The 15,196-nt window shown below is 63.2% G+C and carries 13 protein-coding genes and 1 tRNA gene; 5 read left to right on the top strand and 9 right to left on the bottom strand.

All coding sequences use genetic code 11. The annotated features are described in order from the left end of the window. The first annotated feature begins 60 nt into the window (after positions 1-60). Together ubiE and ubiB are read left to right on the top strand one after the other, a co-directional pair. Positions 61-798, top strand: a complete 738-nt coding sequence (gene ubiE / locus FHS89_RS07270; protein ID WP_184010080.1) for a bifunctional demethylmenaquinone methyltransferase/2-methoxy-6-polyprenyl-1,4-benzoquinol methylase UbiE — start codon at positions 61-63, stop codon at positions 796-798. Then, positions 795-2,336: a 2-polyprenylphenol 6-hydroxylase gene (ubiB, locus tag FHS89_RS07265; protein WP_184010077.1), complete on the top strand. Its 1,542-nt coding sequence runs from the start codon at positions 795-797 to the stop codon at positions 2,334-2,336. The genes ubiE and ubiB overlap by 4 nt, the downstream gene beginning before the upstream one ends. A 4-nt stretch (positions 2,337-2,340) precedes the next feature. On the opposite strand, the gene FHS89_RS07260 is transcribed toward ubiB, so the two are convergent. Continuing rightward, complete coding sequence (locus tag FHS89_RS07260; protein WP_184010075.1) at positions 2,341-3,951, bottom strand: M48 family metalloprotease; 1,611 nt, start codon at positions 3,949-3,951, stop codon at positions 2,341-2,343. A gap of 117 nt (positions 3,952-4,068) precedes the next feature. Here FHS89_RS07260 and FHS89_RS07255 point away from each other — a divergent pair. Together FHS89_RS07255 and FHS89_RS07250 are read left to right on the top strand one after the other, a co-directional pair. Then, positions 4,069-4,145, top strand: a tRNA-Arg gene (locus FHS89_RS07255). A gap of 440 nt (positions 4,146-4,585) precedes the next feature. After that, on the top strand, positions 4,586-5,269 hold the full coding sequence (locus tag FHS89_RS07250; protein ID WP_184010073.1) for a D-lyxose/D-mannose family sugar isomerase: 684 nt from the start codon (positions 4,586-4,588) through the stop codon (positions 5,267-5,269). Here FHS89_RS07250 and FHS89_RS07245 read toward each other — a convergent pair. Further along, on the bottom strand, positions 5,245-6,039 hold the full coding sequence (locus FHS89_RS07245) for a helix-turn-helix transcriptional regulator (RefSeq protein WP_221229312.1): 795 nt from the start codon (positions 6,037-6,039) through the stop codon (positions 5,245-5,247). The two genes, FHS89_RS07250 and FHS89_RS07245, sit on opposite strands and share 25 nt — an antisense overlap. 51 nt (positions 6,040-6,090) lie before the next feature. On the opposite strand from FHS89_RS07245, the gene FHS89_RS07240 reads away from it, so the two are divergent. Further along, the gene (locus tag FHS89_RS07240) at positions 6,091-6,627 is read left to right on the top strand and encodes a peroxiredoxin-like family protein (RefSeq protein ID WP_184010071.1); all 537 of its coding nucleotides are present in this window, start codon (positions 6,091-6,093) and stop codon (positions 6,625-6,627) included. Between the two features lie 16 nt (positions 6,628-6,643). Here FHS89_RS07240 and glmM read toward each other — a convergent pair whose 3' ends face one another. From glmM to htpX, 7 genes are all read right to left on the bottom strand, one after another. Then, entirely contained in the window at positions 6,644-7,990 is a 1,347-nt protein-coding gene (gene glmM / locus FHS89_RS07235; RefSeq protein WP_184010069.1) for a phosphoglucosamine mutase, read from the bottom strand. Positions 7,991-8,008: 18 nt separating this feature from the next. Then, positions 8,009-8,587: a DUF3035 domain-containing protein gene (locus tag FHS89_RS07230; RefSeq protein ID WP_184010067.1), complete on the bottom strand. Its 579-nt coding sequence runs from the start codon at positions 8,585-8,587 to the stop codon at positions 8,009-8,011. 55 nt (positions 8,588-8,642) lie between these two features. After that, positions 8,643-9,128, bottom strand: a complete 486-nt coding sequence (lspA, locus tag FHS89_RS07225; RefSeq protein ID WP_184010065.1) for a signal peptidase II — start codon at positions 9,126-9,128, stop codon at positions 8,643-8,645. A gap of 438 nt (positions 9,129-9,566) precedes the next feature. Then, a complete protein-coding gene (gene purH / locus FHS89_RS07220) occupies positions 9,567-11,153 on the bottom strand; it encodes a bifunctional phosphoribosylaminoimidazolecarboxamide formyltransferase/IMP cyclohydrolase (protein ID WP_184010063.1) in 1,587 nt (528 codons plus the stop codon). A 15-nt stretch (positions 11,154-11,168) separates the two neighbouring features. Continuing rightward, the gene (locus tag FHS89_RS07215) at positions 11,169-12,899 is read right to left on the bottom strand and encodes a heparinase II/III family protein (protein ID WP_184010061.1); all 1,731 of its coding nucleotides are present in this window, start codon (positions 12,897-12,899) and stop codon (positions 11,169-11,171) included. A gap of 142 nt (positions 12,900-13,041) precedes the next feature. After that, complete coding sequence (locus tag FHS89_RS07210) at positions 13,042-14,292, bottom strand: transcription antitermination factor NusB (RefSeq protein WP_184010059.1); 1,251 nt, start codon at positions 14,290-14,292, stop codon at positions 13,042-13,044. Next, positions 14,289-15,182, bottom strand: coding sequence for a zinc metalloprotease HtpX (htpX, locus tag FHS89_RS07205; protein ID WP_184010057.1), 894 nt, complete (start codon positions 15,180-15,182; stop codon positions 14,289-14,291). Before htpX ends, FHS89_RS07210 begins: the two co-directional genes overlap by 4 nt. Positions 15,183-15,196 lie beyond the last annotated feature (14 nt).

Genomic DNA, 15,196 nt, shown 5'->3' with positions numbered 1-15,196 from the left:
TTGGCCCTTCCCCCCGGCGCAACTATGACTAGTTTAGCCGTGAATAAAGGAGATACATCCATGGCAATCGAACGCACCACCCATTTCGGGTTCCGCGACGTGGCGGAAGAGGAAAAAGCAGGGCTGGTGCACGGCGTGTTTTCCTCCGTTGCGGGCAATTACGACGTGATGAACGATGTGATGAGCCTTGGCATTCACCGGCTGTGGAAAGACGGGCTGATGGATTGGCTCGCGCCCCGGCCCAATATGCGGCTCTTGGATGTGGCGGGCGGCACGGGCGATATTGCGTTTCGCTTCCAAAAGCGCGGCGGGGGGCACGCAACGGTGTGCGACATGACCGCCTCCATGCTGGAGGAGGGCAAGAAACGGCCAGAGGCGCAAGGCGCGCCGCTTGATTGGGTTGTGGGCGACGCGATGGCCCTGCCGTTTGAGAACAACACATTCGATGCCTACACGATCAGCTTTGGCATTCGGAACGTGACCCGGATCGACGACGCGCTGCGCGAGGCCTTTCGTGTGCTCAAGCCCGGCGGGCGGTTCATGTGCCTTGAGTTCAGCCAGATCCCCAACGATCTGCTGCAATGGGCCTATGACCGGTATTCGTTCAACGTGATCCCGGAAATGGGCGCGGTGATCGCCAAGGATCGCGATAGTTATCAATACCTTGTCGAATCGATCCGCAAGTTTCCCGATCAGGACAGCTTTGCCGCGAAAATCCGTGATGCGGGCTTTGAACAGGTGAAATATCGCAACTTCTCCATGGGGATTGCGGCGATTCATTCGGGTTGGAAGATTTGAGCGTTTTCAGCAATCTTTGGCGGCTTGCGCGCACTGGCACCACGTTTCAGCGCACAGGTGCGCTCGATCAGGCGATGGAGGCGATGCAGGCCCCTCGGTCCCTGCGCATTGCGGGCAAGGTGCTGTTATGGCCGGTTCAATGGCTGGGGCTGAAGGGCGATCCGACCCTCCCCCCCGTTGTCCGCGCGATCACCGCCCTTGGGCCGTCCTACATCAAGTTCGGGCAGATCCTGTCCACCCGTCCCGATGTGACGGGGCAAGAGTTGTCGATGCAGTTGCGCATCCTTCAGGATGATCTGCCGCCCTTCTCCATGGCGGAGGCGCGGGCCGAGATCGCCTATGACCTTGGCCAACCGGTTGAGGAGGTGTTCAGCGAGTTTAGCGAGCCGATCGCGGCTGCCTCCATCGCGCAGGTCCACCGCGCCCGGATGCGCGACACAGGCGAGGAAGTCGCGGTCAAGGTCCGCCGCCCCGGCATCGCCAAGGCGTTTCGCAAGGATATCGACGCGTTTTATTTCGTGGCGTCGGTCATCGAGTTTTTCGCACCCAAGGCCCGCCGCCTGAAACCCCGCGACGTGGTCGCGCATTTCGACCAAACCGTGCAGGGGGAGATTGATTTCCGCCTAGAATGCGCCGCCGCCGCCGAATTTGGCGCCAATACCGCGCAGGATGAGGGCTTTCGCGTGCCTGCGGTCATGTGGGGGGCCAGCGGCTCTCGCGTGATGACGACAGAATGGATCAGCGGCACGAATTTCGGGGATATCGACGAATTGCGCGCGCGCGGCATCGACATGACCGAAATGGCGGAGCGGGTGAACCAGATGTTCCTCAGCCACGCGCTGCGCGACGGGCTATTTCACGGCGACATGCACCATGGCAACCTCAAGGTCGATGAGGCGGGCAACCTTGTTGCCCTCGATTTCGGGATCATGGGCCGGATTGATGCCTATACCCGCCGCGTCTACGCCGAAATCCTGTTTGGCTTCCTGAGCAAGGATTACAAACGTGTGGCGGAGGTCCATTTCGAGGCAGGCTATGTCCCTGCGGATAAGGACGTGGATCAGTTCGCTCAGGCGCTGCGCTCCATCGCGGAGCCGATTTTTGGGCAGGATGCCTCCAAAATCTCCATGGCGCGTCTGCTGGCGCATCTGTTCAACGTGACGGAGCAATTCGGGATGGAAACCCGCACCGAATTGTTGCTGTTGCAGCGCACGATGGTGGTGGCCGAAGGGGTCGGGCGCTCCCTTGATCCGAACATGAATATGTGGCGCTACGCCAAGCCCATCGTGGAGAAATACATCCGCGATAACCTTGGGCCAAAGGCGATTGCCCGCGATCTGGCCGAAACGGTGAAGGTGCTGGCCCGGTTTGGCCCCTTGTTGCCGCGCATGGCAGAGGACGCGCTGATCCGCGCCAATGCGACACCGCCCCCCGCCAAGGACAACCGCATCCCCGGCTGGATGTGGTTTTTGAGCGGCATGGGCTGCGCGGGGGGCGTGTTGGTCGTCATTTGGGCCACGCTGAGCGCGCTGGGATAGCGCGCTACTGCGTCACGATCTTGACCACCTGACCGGGGCGCAGGACCGTGTTGGCGGGCAGCGAATTTAGAACAAGAAACTGGTCCAGCTTCGGCTCCGGCACCTCCATTCGCTGCGCGATGCTGGCTGCACTGTCACCGCGCCGCACGGTATAGGCGCGAATGCGCGGCGGGGTTTCTGAGGCGATCTCACGCGCGCTGAGGGCGCGGAAACTGGTCGCCGCCCGCGCAATCTCCGCCCGGCCCGCGGTCGAATTGACCGGCGTCAGCCCGCGAAAGCGATAAATCTGCTCCCCCTTTTGGATCGCGTAAAGCTGGGCATAACCGACGCCCGATTGCACCCGCAGGCGCGCATCAATCCGTGCGGCCTGCAATCCGTTGACCGTGAGGCGTTCAATTTCGGAGGCTGGCTGAATGCCATTGCTCTCCGCCAGTTCCGGCAGCCATGACTGACGGATATAGTCTGCCGGTGACAGCCGCGACAGGCCGCCATCGAACACAAGCTGCGCACCCCCCGGCCCGCGCATCCCGACCAGGGTCGGCAGGTTGTCCAGGCTCCATCCCGGCGGCGGCGTGAATTCAAAGCCCAAACCGGGATGCACAAACGCTCCGTTCCGCACAAAGCCCTGATCGGCGGCATCCGAATACACCATGCCGTCAATCGCGGCGAGGTGCTCTGCCGTGCCAAGACGGGGCGCGGGGACAGTGCGCAACAGCTCCTCACCATAGCGGCGGGCCTGCGCGATCCGGTCGCCAGTCGCGGGGTGCGTGGCCAGAAAATCGACGCGACCTGCCATCCGCTCCCGCCCCGCGCGGCGATCATTCAGGGCGGACTGCTGTTCAAGGGACTGCAAGAACGTGGCCTGCGCGCGCGGATCATATCCAGCGAGCGCGAGATAGCGGATGCCGATGACATCCGCGTCAAACTCCTGCGACCGGGAATAGCTGGCGGTCCGACCGCCCGCGAGCGTCGTGCCGATCTGCTGGCCGATCTGCGCACCATCCTCCCCACCCAGCACGGCCCCGACAAGGATCGCACCCAGAACGCCCAGATTGCCCTCCTGCGCCCGTTCGTTCCGTTCGCGCGAATGTTTGGCGGTAATATGCCCGATCTCATGGCCGATAACGGCAGCCAATTCGGCCTCATTATCGGCAAGCGCAATCAGCCCGCGCGTGACATACACATACCCCCCCGGCAGGGCGAACGCGTTGATGACCGGGCTGTCGAGGATGGTGAAGGTCCAGCGCTCATTCGGCTCCTCTGAGATGGCGACAAGGTCGCGCCCGATCCGGTCCACATAGGATTTGAGCCGCCGATCCGTGACCTCCCCGCCGAATTCCGCGATGATCTTTGGATGCTCCTCATCCCCGATGCGCTGCTCCTCGGCGGTGCGGGTGGAGCGGGCGATCCGCGCGGGTTGTGAGGTTATGGGGCTGGCGGCAACCGCGCCGCCGCCCGTAATCCGATCGCGAGACACCTCCACCGGCTGCGCCCCGCCCGCCGGGGCCGTCACCACAGGCGGTGCGGGCCGCGTATCCGTCGCCACCGGAATCGGCTCACAGGCCATGACAAGGCTGGCCAGACCAATGGCAAAGACGGACGACAAGCGGAACATGGGCGGACCTCGTGACTGGTTATCTCTCAAGACAATACGCAAGCAGCCTAACGGTTCCAATCCGATTGCTGAATTGACGCTCGCGTGAGCGGTCGCTAGACCGAAAAAGCAGTGTCCGGCCCCGTAGCTCAGCAGGATAGAGCATCAGATTCCTAATCTGAGGGCCACTGGTTCGAATCCAGTCGGGGTCACCACTGATCATATTGAAATTATTGAGAATTTCGGATCGCTGTCTTTGAGCGGCGAGATTCCTTGCCCCTATTTTGACTCTATTTTTGCGCCGGTCGGTCTCTCACCGCTCTTTAACGGAGAGGCCATGTCATCAATAGACGAAGCCCCATGATGCTGGAAAACCGACCCGTCAAAAGGACTGGGAGGAAGGATTACTGCCAGTCCAGATGGACCATAGCTTGCGACAACGTCACCGGTTTGCGTGAACAGCACGCATCATCCCGAAACTCGGAAAGGACGTGTCGAATTGCCCGCCGCTTCTGACCATGCGAGAGTGACGCTCCACATCTCTCGGATACACACAAATATGGATGGCCACGGGCCAAGACGCTTGCATACGAATGCAGATAAGGATTTCTTCTAGATACAAAGCATCCCCAGCGCGCAGGAAAAGGGCCAAATCATGAAACGTTCCGAAATCAACGAAATCCTCCACGCCGGGGACGCGTTCATCCGGTCTTTTGGCTATATTATGCCGCCCTTCGCCTATTGGAGCGCAGCGGAGATGCAGGAAAAGCGCCCCGATGGGATCGTCAAAAGCCGCCTTGGCTGGGACATTACCGATTACGGGCAGGGCAAATTTGATGAACTGGGCCTGTTCCTCTTTACCGTGCGCAATGGGGAGATGGCGGATTTGAGCAAAGGGCGCGGGATGCTCTACGCGGAAAAGATCATGATCTCCCGCGAAAATCAGATCAGCCCGATGCACCGCCACAACATCAAGGCGGAAGACATCATCAATCGCGGCGGCGGTGCGCTGGTGCTGGAACTGTTTGCCTCCGCGCCCGATGGCAGCATCGACCGGGAGGCCGATGTGACGGTGCCGTGCGATGGGCAATTGCGCACCGTGAAGGCGGGCGGAAAGATCGCGCTTGCCCCCGGCGAAAGCGTGACCTTGATGCCCGGCGTCTGGCACGCGTTCTGGGGGGAAGGGGCCGATGTGCTGATCGGGGAAGTGTCCACCGTCAATGACGACCTGACCGACAACGTGTTCGAAGCCCCAATCGGCCGCTTCGCCAAGGTCGAGGAGGACGAGACACCCGCGCATCTTTTGGTATCCGACTACGACACCTGGCTGACGTCCTGAGCGCCCTGCCGGTCCCGGCGCAGCGCAATGGGGGCTGTGCCGTGATATTTGCGAAACGCGCGCGTGAACCCTTCGGCAGAGCCATACGCATAGCGATGCGCCACCGTGCCTATCCGGTCCCCCCGCTCGATATCCTGTCTCGCGAGGGTCAGCCGCCAGCGGCGTAGGTAGGACATCGGGGTCTCCCCCACGCAGGTCAGGAACAGATCGGAAAACCGGCTGAGGGACAGGCCCGCGACGTCGGCAAGGCTCCCGCTGGTCCAGCCATGACCCGGATCATCATGCATCGCGACAATAGCCCGGCTCAATCGCGGATCGGCCAGTCCGGCAAGCACCCCGCCGGAGGACGCGCCCTCCTCAATCTGGCGGCGCAAAAGCCGCACGACCAGCACTTCGGCCAAGCGGCTCAGCACCGATCCGCCGCCGCAGCGCTGCGCTGTCACCTCGGCCCGCATGACCGCCACGAGCGCGCTCAGGTCCGCATCCTGAGCAATCGGAAGGGTGATCCGCTCCGGCAGTGCCGCCAAAAGCGGGTTCTGCGCCCCACCCCAATCAACACGCGCGGCGAAAAACACCGTGTCCTTTGGCCCCGGCGCGATCCCCCGCCCAAACAGCAGCATCTCTGGCGCGGATCCACCCGTGATCAGCAGATCCGCCTTGCCAACAGGGGCTGGGCGCACATCAAGGCTGAACCGTTCCATCAACGTGTTCAGCCGATCAAACCGGCGATTATCGGGAATTTGGTCAGGTATATTGGAATTATCAGACATGAACATCTGATATCACAATCTCAGCACCACACAAACACAAAGGATTGCCCGATGCTGATGCCCCGCCAGAAAACACCCGATTTGTCCCTGCCCACGCTTGACCACGGCGCGTTTGATCTGTCCTCCGACAGCGATGAGCGCGGCACGGTCATCTGCTTTTACCGCGGGTTGCACTGCCCGATCTGCGCGACCTATCTGACCGAGCTTGAAAAACGCGTGGCCGATTTCGCGGAGCGTGGCGTGAAAACCATCGCGATCAGCTCCGATGGGGAGGAGCGCACCCGCGCGATGCAGGAAAAGATCGGCGCGACCGCGCTTCGGTTCGGCTATGACCTGTCCTTGGCCAAGGCGCGGGAATGGGGGCTTTATATCTCCACCTCGCGCGGCAAAACCTCCATCGGGATCGAGGAGCCTGCGCTGTTTTCCGAGCCGGGGCTGTTTTTGGTGACGCCGCAACAAACGCTCTATTACGGGTCGGTGCAGACCATGCCGTTCGTGCGGCCGCATTTCTCCGAATTGGTCGGCGCGCTCGATTTCGCGATCAAGAATGACTACCCGGCGCGCGGCGAATATACCGGCGCCGTCTGATACAGGATGAGGCGGGTCAGACGCGGCCCGCTTCCTCCACCGCTTCCACGATCTGGGCGAGCGTGCTGTCCATAAGCGCCTCGTCCTCGCATTCGCCCATCACGCGGATCAGCGGCTCTGTCCCCGATTTGCGGATCAGAAGGCGGCCAGCATCGCCAAAGGCCTCTTCGCCCTCTTTGATCGCGTCCTGCACCGTGTCAGAGCCGAGCGGATTGGCCCCGTCCTCGTAGCGCACATTGATGAGTTTTTGCGGCACTGGCTCGAACCGATGCAAGAGCGTGCTCGCCCGCTCCCCGGTTTCCTTGAGTGCGGCGAGCACCTGAAGCGCTGCGATCAGCCCGTCGCCGGTGGTCACATGGTCGTGCAGAATGATATGGCCCGACTGCTCCCCGCCGAGGGAATGCCCGCCCTCACGCATCGCTTTCATCACATGGCGATCGCCCACCTTGGTGCGCAAAAGCGACAGGCCCATCGTATCAAGATGCCGCTCCAGCCCCAGATTGGACATCACGGTGGCCACCAGCGTCCCGTTCGACAAACGCCCTAGGCCATGCAGCCGCTCGGCAATCAGCGCCATAAGCTGATCGCCATCCGCGACGCGCCCATGCTCGTCAATCAGGATCAGACGGTCCGCGTCGCCATCAAGGCAAATGCCGATATCGGCATTGTTGTTGATCACCGCGGCCTGCGCCGCCGCGGTCGAGGTGGAGCCGCAATCCTGATTGATGTTGTAGCCATTGGGATTGACGCCAAGCGGAAAAATCTCCGCCCCAAGTTCCCACAGCACCTCCGGCGCGACCTTATAGGCCGCACCATGGGCGCAATCGATCACGACGCGTAGCCCGTCAAATCGCATCCGGCGGCTGATGGTCGTCTTGGCAAACTCGGCATAGCGGCCCGCGCCATCCTCCAGCCTGCGGGAGCGGCCGATTTTCATCGCGTCCACCGGCTCGACCCCATCAACGGCAAGCCGCGCGATCTCCGCTTCCAGATCGTCGTCGAGCTTATAGCCATCAGGGCCAAAGAATTTCAGGCCATTGTCATGGCTGGGATTGTGGGAGGCCGAAATCATCACGCCAAGATCGGCCCGCATGGATTTCGTCAGCATCCCGATGCCCGGCGTCGGCAATGGGCCGGACACGAACGTGTCCATGCCCACAGCGGCAAAACCAGCCGTCAACGCTGTCTCCAGCATATAGCCGGATCGCCGCGTGTCTTTTCCGATCACGACCCGCTTGACGCCGTTCTTCCGGGCAAAGATATGACCCGCCGCCATGCCGACGCGGAGCGCCATATCGGCGGTCATCGGGTAACGGTTCGCACGGCCACGAATGCCGTCGGTTCCAAAAAGCGTGTCGGACATGGGTGTGGACCTTGGACTTTATTCGTCGTTCGTGGCGAGTTCGGGATCGAAGCTCGGGGTGATGGCGTTCGGATAGGAGTCCCGCAACCGGAACAGCTCAAACGGTGGGTTGAGGATCTGCGCGGCATAGGGATTAAAGATGGATCGACCGAACAGCACCTGCGTGAGCGTCTGCGCTTCCTCCCGCACGATGGCGTCATCATCCGCCGTCACGAGCGCGCGGATATTCGCCGTCTGGGATGCGCTTGGCAGCATGGCGAGGAAGATCTGCTCACCCGGGCTGGTGCCGGCATTTGGCTCTTCGGCGGTGCTGGCGGCGCGTACGAAAATCTCTCGCACGGCATCGTCGGAATTGCGATCAATCCGGCTTGGCGCGCCGGCCTGCGGCAGGGGAAGCGTCGCGCTGAGCGAGGGAGGGATGATCAATGGCGCACGCGGGATGACCTGAAACTCATCGGGGCCGCCATCCTGCAACGTCGCCCGCTCAAGGATCGACCGCTCCGCACTCGCACCATCGCGATTGCCGCAAGCCGCAAGGGCCGCGACCAGCGCCACAGCACAGCTCAAACGCATCCAAGGGGTAGGTGCAGTGTTCATTCCCGCGTCTCCAAACTCGTGTTGCCCCATTGTCTAAGGGGAAATGCGCCCGGCGTCACGCCTTGCTTTGCTCAAGATCACGCCCGCCATAGACCAAAAGCAGCCCCGCCCCGGCAAAGATGAAGATATCGGCAACGTTGAACGTATAGGGGTTCTGAAAACCGCAACAGGACATATTGAGAAAATCCGCCACCGCACCATACAACACACGGTCGATCGCATTGCCCAAGGCCCCGCCGATGATCATGCCAAACGCGGCCCACATGCGCCACCGATCCGCCTTACGCCCCCAAAAGGAGAGCAGGATCGACACACCGATGGCGATGGAAATCAGAATGATCCGGCTCCATTCGGGGCTATCGGACAAAAGGCCGAAATTGATCCCGCGATTCCACCCCATGATGAAGGTGAGATAAGGCGGGAACACCTCGACCACGCGCACAAGCGGCAAATCAAGGCCATAAATGACCCAGACCTTGCTGGCCTGATCAATCAAGAAGGTCAAAAGAGCCACGGCCCATATGCGTATGAGAGCAGTCATGCGCGTGTTCTGCGCTGAATGAAGCGCGGATTCAATACGGAAACCCTCCCGCCCGTCGTTCCGTCGCTGACGCTCCGTCCTCCCGTTTGGCCGGGCCGCCCGCTGGCGCGGGCGGGTGCGCGCCGCGCGGGGTATATTTGAAGAAAGTGAATTGGACTTGGCGTGGCGAGAGCAGCCCCCGCGATTCGGCTGTGGGTCAAGGTCCGAGGAACGAGCGGCCTTGACGCGCGGGCGAATCGTGACACCCACAATTGAACAGGTGTTTGAGTAACACTCCTGTTCCTCAAACACCTCAGCGCAATCTTAAACCGGCGCGCAGCGCCGGCCTTTCCCGGCGCTTCATTCCATTCAGCGCGTTCGGGCGCAAACGCTGCCCCGCAGCGTTTGTCTCTCGCCCTCACCCCAAAGGGAGGCGAAGCCGACGTGCGGGAGCGCTCTTTAGTGACGGAAGTGGCGCATGCCCGTGAACACCATCGCAAGACCAGCCTCATCAGCCGCCGCGATCACCTCCTCGTCGCGCATCGAGCCGCCCGGCTGTATCACCGCCGTGGCCCCTGCTGATGCGGCCGCCAGCAATCCATCTGCAAAGGGGAAGAACGCGTCCGATGCAACCACCGCGCCGATGGCGGGGCTTTGGGCAAGTTCGAGCGCCTCGGCCATGTCCTCGCCTTTGCGGGCCGCGATGCGGGAGCTGTCCACCCGGCTCATCTGTCCAGCCCCGACGCCCACGGTCGCTGCGTCCTTCGCATAGACAATCGCGTTGGATTTGACATGTTTCGCCACCGTCCACGCGAACAGCATGTCGCGCAACTCAGCCTCGGACGGGGTGCGTTTGGTCACGACCTTCACGTCCTTTGCCGTGACAAATCCATTGTCACGATCCTGCACCAGATAGCCACCCGCGACCTGCCGCCAGACGCGGCCCGTGCTGCGCGGATCGGGCAGGCCACCCGTCGTCAGAAGGCGCAGGTTCTTCTTTGCGGAAAAGACCTCGCGCGCCTCATCCGTGGCGTCGGGCGCGATGACCACCTCTGTAAAGATACCCGTGATTGCCTGCGCCGTATCCCCATCCAGCGTGCCGTTGAGCGCGATGATCCCGCCAAAGGCGCTGACCCGATCACAGTCGAACGCCCGCTGATACGCCTGCGCAAATGTCGCGCCGCGCGCCACACCGCAGGGGTTCGCGTGTTTGATGATCGCGACTGCCGGGCCATCCTTGGGATCGAATTCCGCCACCAATTCGAATGCCGCATCCGTATCATTGATGTTGTTGTAGCTCAGCGCCTTGCCCTGATGCTGGCGGGCGGTTGCCACGCCCGGGCGCGCGCTGCCATCGGTGTAGAAAGCCGCCGCCTGATGCGGATTCTCGCCATAGCGCATTTCCTGCGCCAGCGTCCCCGCCACAGCCCGGCGGCGCGGGGTGTCCTGCCCAATGGCCCCTGCCATCCAAGTGCTGACCGCCGCGTCATAGGCCGCCGTCCGGGCATAGGCGCGCTGGGCGAGCATCTGGCGAAACGCCATCGTAGTGCCGCCCTGCGCGTCGAGCTCCGCCAGCAGCGCGTCATAATCCTCCACATCCACGACCGTCGCGACAAAAGCGTGGTTCTTGGCCGCCGCGCGGATCATCGCGGGGCCGCCAATGTCGATATTCTCGATGCAATCCGCGTAATCGCCGCCCTTGGCCACGGTTTCCTCGAACGGGTAGAGGTTCACGACCAGAAGGTCGATTGCGCCGATCCCGTGCGCCTCCATCGCGGCAACATGGGCCGCGTCATCGCGAAGCGCCAAAAGCCCGCCATGCACCGCCGGGTGCAGGGTCTTGACCCTGCCATCCATCATCTCGGGAAAGCCGGTGAGCTCCGCCACGTCGCGCACCGGCAGGCCCGCATCGCGGATCGCCTTGGCCGTGCCCCCGGTGGAGACCAGTTCAACCCCCCGCGCATCAAGCGCACGGGCCAGATCAATCAGGCCGGTTTTGTCGGATACGGAAAGCAGCGCGCGGCGCACGGATACGGTGTCGGTCATGGAGAGGGGCTTCCTTCAGGTCGCGTGATCAGGGCCGGGTTGCTCTGGCATCATCAGATCGCGCGTGTGACGCCCGCCATCTTCTGTCCGCCGGAACACCCAATTGACGCGCGCTCCATAGCCCGTCAGATCGCATTTGACCACAATCTGTTTTGTCGCGCGGGGCCGAAGCCGCCGATGATCGAGATAGGTGGACGGCTCCAGCGTGATCTCCCCGCCTGATTGGCGGAACACCCAGACTTCCCCGCTCAGGAGCGTCAGCGACACCGCCTCTCCGGCCATGTCCAGTTTTGCCTCCACATCCGGGTGCAGATGGAACCGGCAGATCACGGGCAGCGTGCCGCCATGGGATTGGATTTGCGCAGCGAGCGTGCCTTTGTCGCGGGTCGATTGCGCGCTCAGCGTGTCCTCGCCGCGCAAATCCCGCCCATCGGGGGAGAGGAACAGCCGCCGCTCATGGGTGAGGCCAAAGGCGGGCACGAACCCATCCTGACTGCACAGCATCCAAAAGCCCGACCGATCAATCGCGCGTTCCGCCGTGACGGTGCGCGGGCCTTCGGTCAACAGGGTGGCGCCGCCCTTGCCGGGCACGAATTTTGCCGGGTTGGCCCCGGCGATGGTGAGGCCGGAATGGGCCTCTGCCTCCCGCGCGGCAAGGGTCCATGCCGCGCCGAACATGCCGCCCGCACCCGTATTGACGACGATCAGGCGGCGGCCCGAGCCCATCTCGAAACTCAGCGGCGCTGCGTGTGCCGTTGGCGATTTGTCCGGCAGGGGGGCCGCGTCGATCAACAGCACCGCACGCCCGGCCTGCATCCGGCAATAGCCCATCGCATATTTCGCGCGGGTCGCATCGGTGTTGCCACTTTCGGCAAGCGCCTGCTCCAGCGCGCCCGGCATGCCACGCGTGCCGCCGTGAAAGTGCGGCAGCATCCCGTCCATCAGCCGCAGATTGCGCAAGACCGGAGCCATCCGGTCAATCGCAGCGCCAAGGGCGGCGGGCGCGGTGTGGCCGGTTTCCTCAAGACTGCGCGCGCACCAGACAAGCCGGGCAAAGACCTGCGCGAGTTCTTCGGGATTGCGGCTTGGCAAGCCGCCCTCGGCGGTGATCGTGCTGGCGCATTCCCGTGCCAACCCGGCAAGCGCCCCTTTGAGATGCGACTCCGCCCCTTCAAGGGACAATCCCGCATAGGCCAGCCCGGCCAGCGCCTCAAACCGGGGCAGGCCCGCGGGCGCGTCTTCCCATGTGTGCGACAGGTAGCTCGCTTGTCGGGCCAGTTGGGCGAAAAAGGTGGCGGATGCGTCGGCTTCCAAAGCGCGCAGCAGAAACGGCGCGTGGGTGATCCAGCGCAGCACCCGGCTGCCCGCAAGATCGGCGCGCCATCCCGGCCCGCGCCCCGCGCCAAACCGAGTGCACCAAGCGTGAACCCACGCTTGCGCCGTGCTGCGCGCGCGCGGATCGCCATTCCCGATCGCGGCCAGATCGTCAAGCCATTCGAAACCGTGCAGCGCATCGGTGAAGGCGGGTGTCGGGGCCTTGACGTCCCAGATCGCCGTGCCGGGCGCGGACACAAGCTCCCCCGCAAAGAGGAAATTGCCCGACAGAAGCTGACGCCCGCGCGCGGCATTGCCGATTACATGTGGCTCAGGCTGGGACACGATGGCGCGCACCCGCGCGTTCAGGCCCGCGCGCCAGATATGGTAGCGGTTGTCGATGTCCCGCAATTTGCTGCTCAGCCCCGTCATGCGGCCCTGCCCCGTTTGCCCCTGTTGCGCCCGAGTCTAGCCAAAGCTGCGACCGCTGCCACCCTGTTTTCTCAGGACGGCGCCTCTGGCCCCGGTGGAAGCCTCCGGCGGGAGGTATTTAGGGAAAAAAGAAACGAAAGGGTCACGCATCCTTGCGCAGATGCGCGATGAAGAAGCCGTCCATGCCGCCACGATCCGCCCAGAAGTCGGGGCGCAGGCGCAGGTGGCCGTCCTTCGTGGTCCAATGGGGTTCCCCGCCCAGCGCTATCGGGTCGATGGCAAGGGATGTAATGCCAGAGCGAGGCGTGATCTGCGCCTCGCCTTCTTCGGGCAGGAGGGAGCAAGTGCAATAGATCAGATCCCCCCCCGGTTTGAGCCAAGCGAGTGCGCGATCCAGAAGGGCCGCCTGCAATTTGGCGAGTTGGGCGACGGCCTTGCTATCCCGGACCAACGGCAATTCTGGATGGCGGCGGATCGTTCCGGTGGCCGAGCAGGGCGCGTCGAGCATGATCGCGTCAAAGGGAGCATCCGGCGTCCATTCGAACGCATCGGCCGCAATGATGCCAGCGCCAAGGCCCGTGCGCTCAAGATTGGCGCGCAGCCGTTTGAGCCGCGCATTGGAGATATCAAGCGCCGTGACCCGCGCGCCTGCCGCCGCAAGCTGCATCGTTTTGCCCCCAGGTGCGGCGCAAAGGTCAAGCACATGCTTGCCCGCCACATCCCCCAAGACCCGCACGGGAAGGGCCGCGGCGGCGTCCTGCACCCACCATGCGCCCTCCTCAAAGCCCGGCAGGGCCGTGACCTGCCCCGCGCGTGGCAACCGGATCGTGCCTGTGGGAAGCGGTATGGCCCCGTCCATATCCGGCATCGGTCCTTTCGGCGTCAGATCGAGCGGCGGTTCGCTGGCGAACACCGCCTCCATCGCGGCCACCGCGTCGCTGCCATAGGCGCTCATCAATCGTCCGCGCAGCCATTTCGGCAAGCGTGGCGGTTTGAGACCCGCCCAGACCTCCCGCCCCGGCCCGTCCACCTTGCGCAGCACGGCATTGGTGAGGCCCGCGAATTTCATCATCCGCTTGTCGGCTTTCAGCCCGCTCACCGCCGCATCCACCGCGCCATGGGCAGGCGTGTCGAGCACGAGCATCTCTGCCGTGGCGATCTGGATCACGGCGCGCACCTGCGGCGGCGGCGGTTTTTTCAAAAACCGGGCCAGCACCGCGTCGATCCGGGGCAATTGGCGCAAGGCCGTCAGCGCCAGCCGTTGCGCGCGCGCGCGGTCCTGCGGCGCGAGGCTTTCAAGGATATCGGTCGCCTCGGTCAGCATCACCCGCTCTTGCGTGATCCGCTCCAGAAGGGCAGCCGCGCCCAGCCGCGCGCGATCCGGTCCGCTCACGGCTCACGCCGGATGGTGGGGATGCGCGATGGGCGCATTTCTGCTTTGGGGTAGTCTGCGGCCATATCAGTCAGCGCCTTGATCCTGTTTTCGACATTGGGATGGGTGGAGAAAAGGTTATCCACGCCGCCCCGCGTCAGGGGGTTGAAGATGAACATATGCGCGGTCGCGGGGGCGCGCTCGGCACTTTCCATCACGCTGCGTTTGACACCGCCAGAGATCTTGCGCAAGGCGGAGGCAAGGGCGAGCGGATCGCGTGCGATCTCTGCCCCCATCCGATCGGCGGCATATTCGCGGGTGCGCGAGATCGTCATCTGCACCAGTGTCGCGGCAAAGGGCGCAAGCAAGGCTGCCGCAATCACCCCCACCAACCCCAGCGGGCCACGGTCATTGCCGCGCCCGAACCACAAACCAAACTGCGCCATCATCGAGATTGCCCCACCCACGGTCGCCGCGATGGTCATGATCAGCGTGTCGCGGTTCTTGATATGCGCAAGCTCATGCGCCATGACGCCCGCCAACTCGTCGCGGGTCAAAAGCCGCATGATGCCGGTCGTCGCGGCCACGGCGGCATTTGAGGGATCACGCCCGGTGGCAAAGGCGTTGGGCTGGTCCTCCTCAATCACATAGATCGCGGGCATGGGAAGGTCGGCATTGCGCGACAATTCCTCGACCATATCGAACAACTCGGGATGGGATTGCCGGGTCGCGGCGCGTGCGTTGTGCATCCGCAGGGCCATCTTGTCCGAATTCCAGAAGGCAAACGCGTTCATCCCCATCGCGATCAGCAGCGCGATGAAGGCCCCCGCAGCGCCCCCCATCAAATATCCCATGCCCATGAACAGCGCCGTCAACACGGCAAGCAAAAGGGCCGTTTTTGCGTAATTCATCTCTCAGCCTCCAA

The sequence above is a fragment of the Rubricella aquisinus genome, from assembly GCF_014199445.1.
GTDB lineage: Bacteria > Pseudomonadota > Alphaproteobacteria > Rhodobacterales > Rhodobacteraceae > Rubricella > Rubricella aquisinus.
The sequence above is the reverse complement of the archived record's forward strand: the minus strand, read 5'-3'. Positions and strand labels throughout refer to the sequence as shown.

Excerpts from the sequence above, each read along its gene's own strand:
- ubiE (WP_184010080.1), top strand. The coding sequence starts at position 61 with ATGGCAATCGAACGCACCACCCATTTCGGGTTCCGCGACGTGGCGGAA.
- FHS89_RS07260 (WP_184010075.1), bottom strand. The coding sequence starts at position 3,951 with ATGTTCCGCTTGTCGTCCGTCTTTGCCATTGGTCTGGCCAGCCTTGTC.
- FHS89_RS07250 (WP_184010073.1), top strand. The coding sequence starts at position 4,586 with ATGAAACGTTCCGAAATCAACGAAATCCTCCACGCCGGGGACGCGTTC.
- FHS89_RS07245 (WP_221229312.1), bottom strand. The coding sequence starts at position 6,039 with ATGTCTGATAATTCCAATATACCTGACCAAATTCCCGATAATCGCCGG.
- FHS89_RS07240 (WP_184010071.1), top strand. The coding sequence starts at position 6,091 with ATGCTGATGCCCCGCCAGAAAACACCCGATTTGTCCCTGCCCACGCTT.
- glmM (WP_184010069.1), bottom strand. The coding sequence starts at position 7,990 with ATGTCCGACACGCTTTTTGGAACCGACGGCATTCGTGGCCGTGCGAAC.
- FHS89_RS07230 (WP_184010067.1), bottom strand. The coding sequence starts at position 8,587 with ATGAACACTGCACCTACCCCTTGGATGCGTTTGAGCTGTGCTGTGGCG.
- lspA (WP_184010065.1), bottom strand. The coding sequence starts at position 9,128 with ATGACTGCTCTCATACGCATATGGGCCGTGGCTCTTTTGACCTTCTTG.
- purH (WP_184010063.1), bottom strand. The coding sequence starts at position 11,153 with ATGACCGACACCGTATCCGTGCGCCGCGCGCTGCTTTCCGTATCCGAC.
- FHS89_RS07215 (WP_184010061.1), bottom strand. The coding sequence starts at position 12,899 with ATGACGGGGCTGAGCAGCAAATTGCGGGACATCGACAACCGCTACCAT.
- htpX (WP_184010057.1), bottom strand. The coding sequence starts at position 15,182 with ATGAATTACGCAAAAACGGCCCTTTTGCTTGCCGTGTTGACGGCGCTG.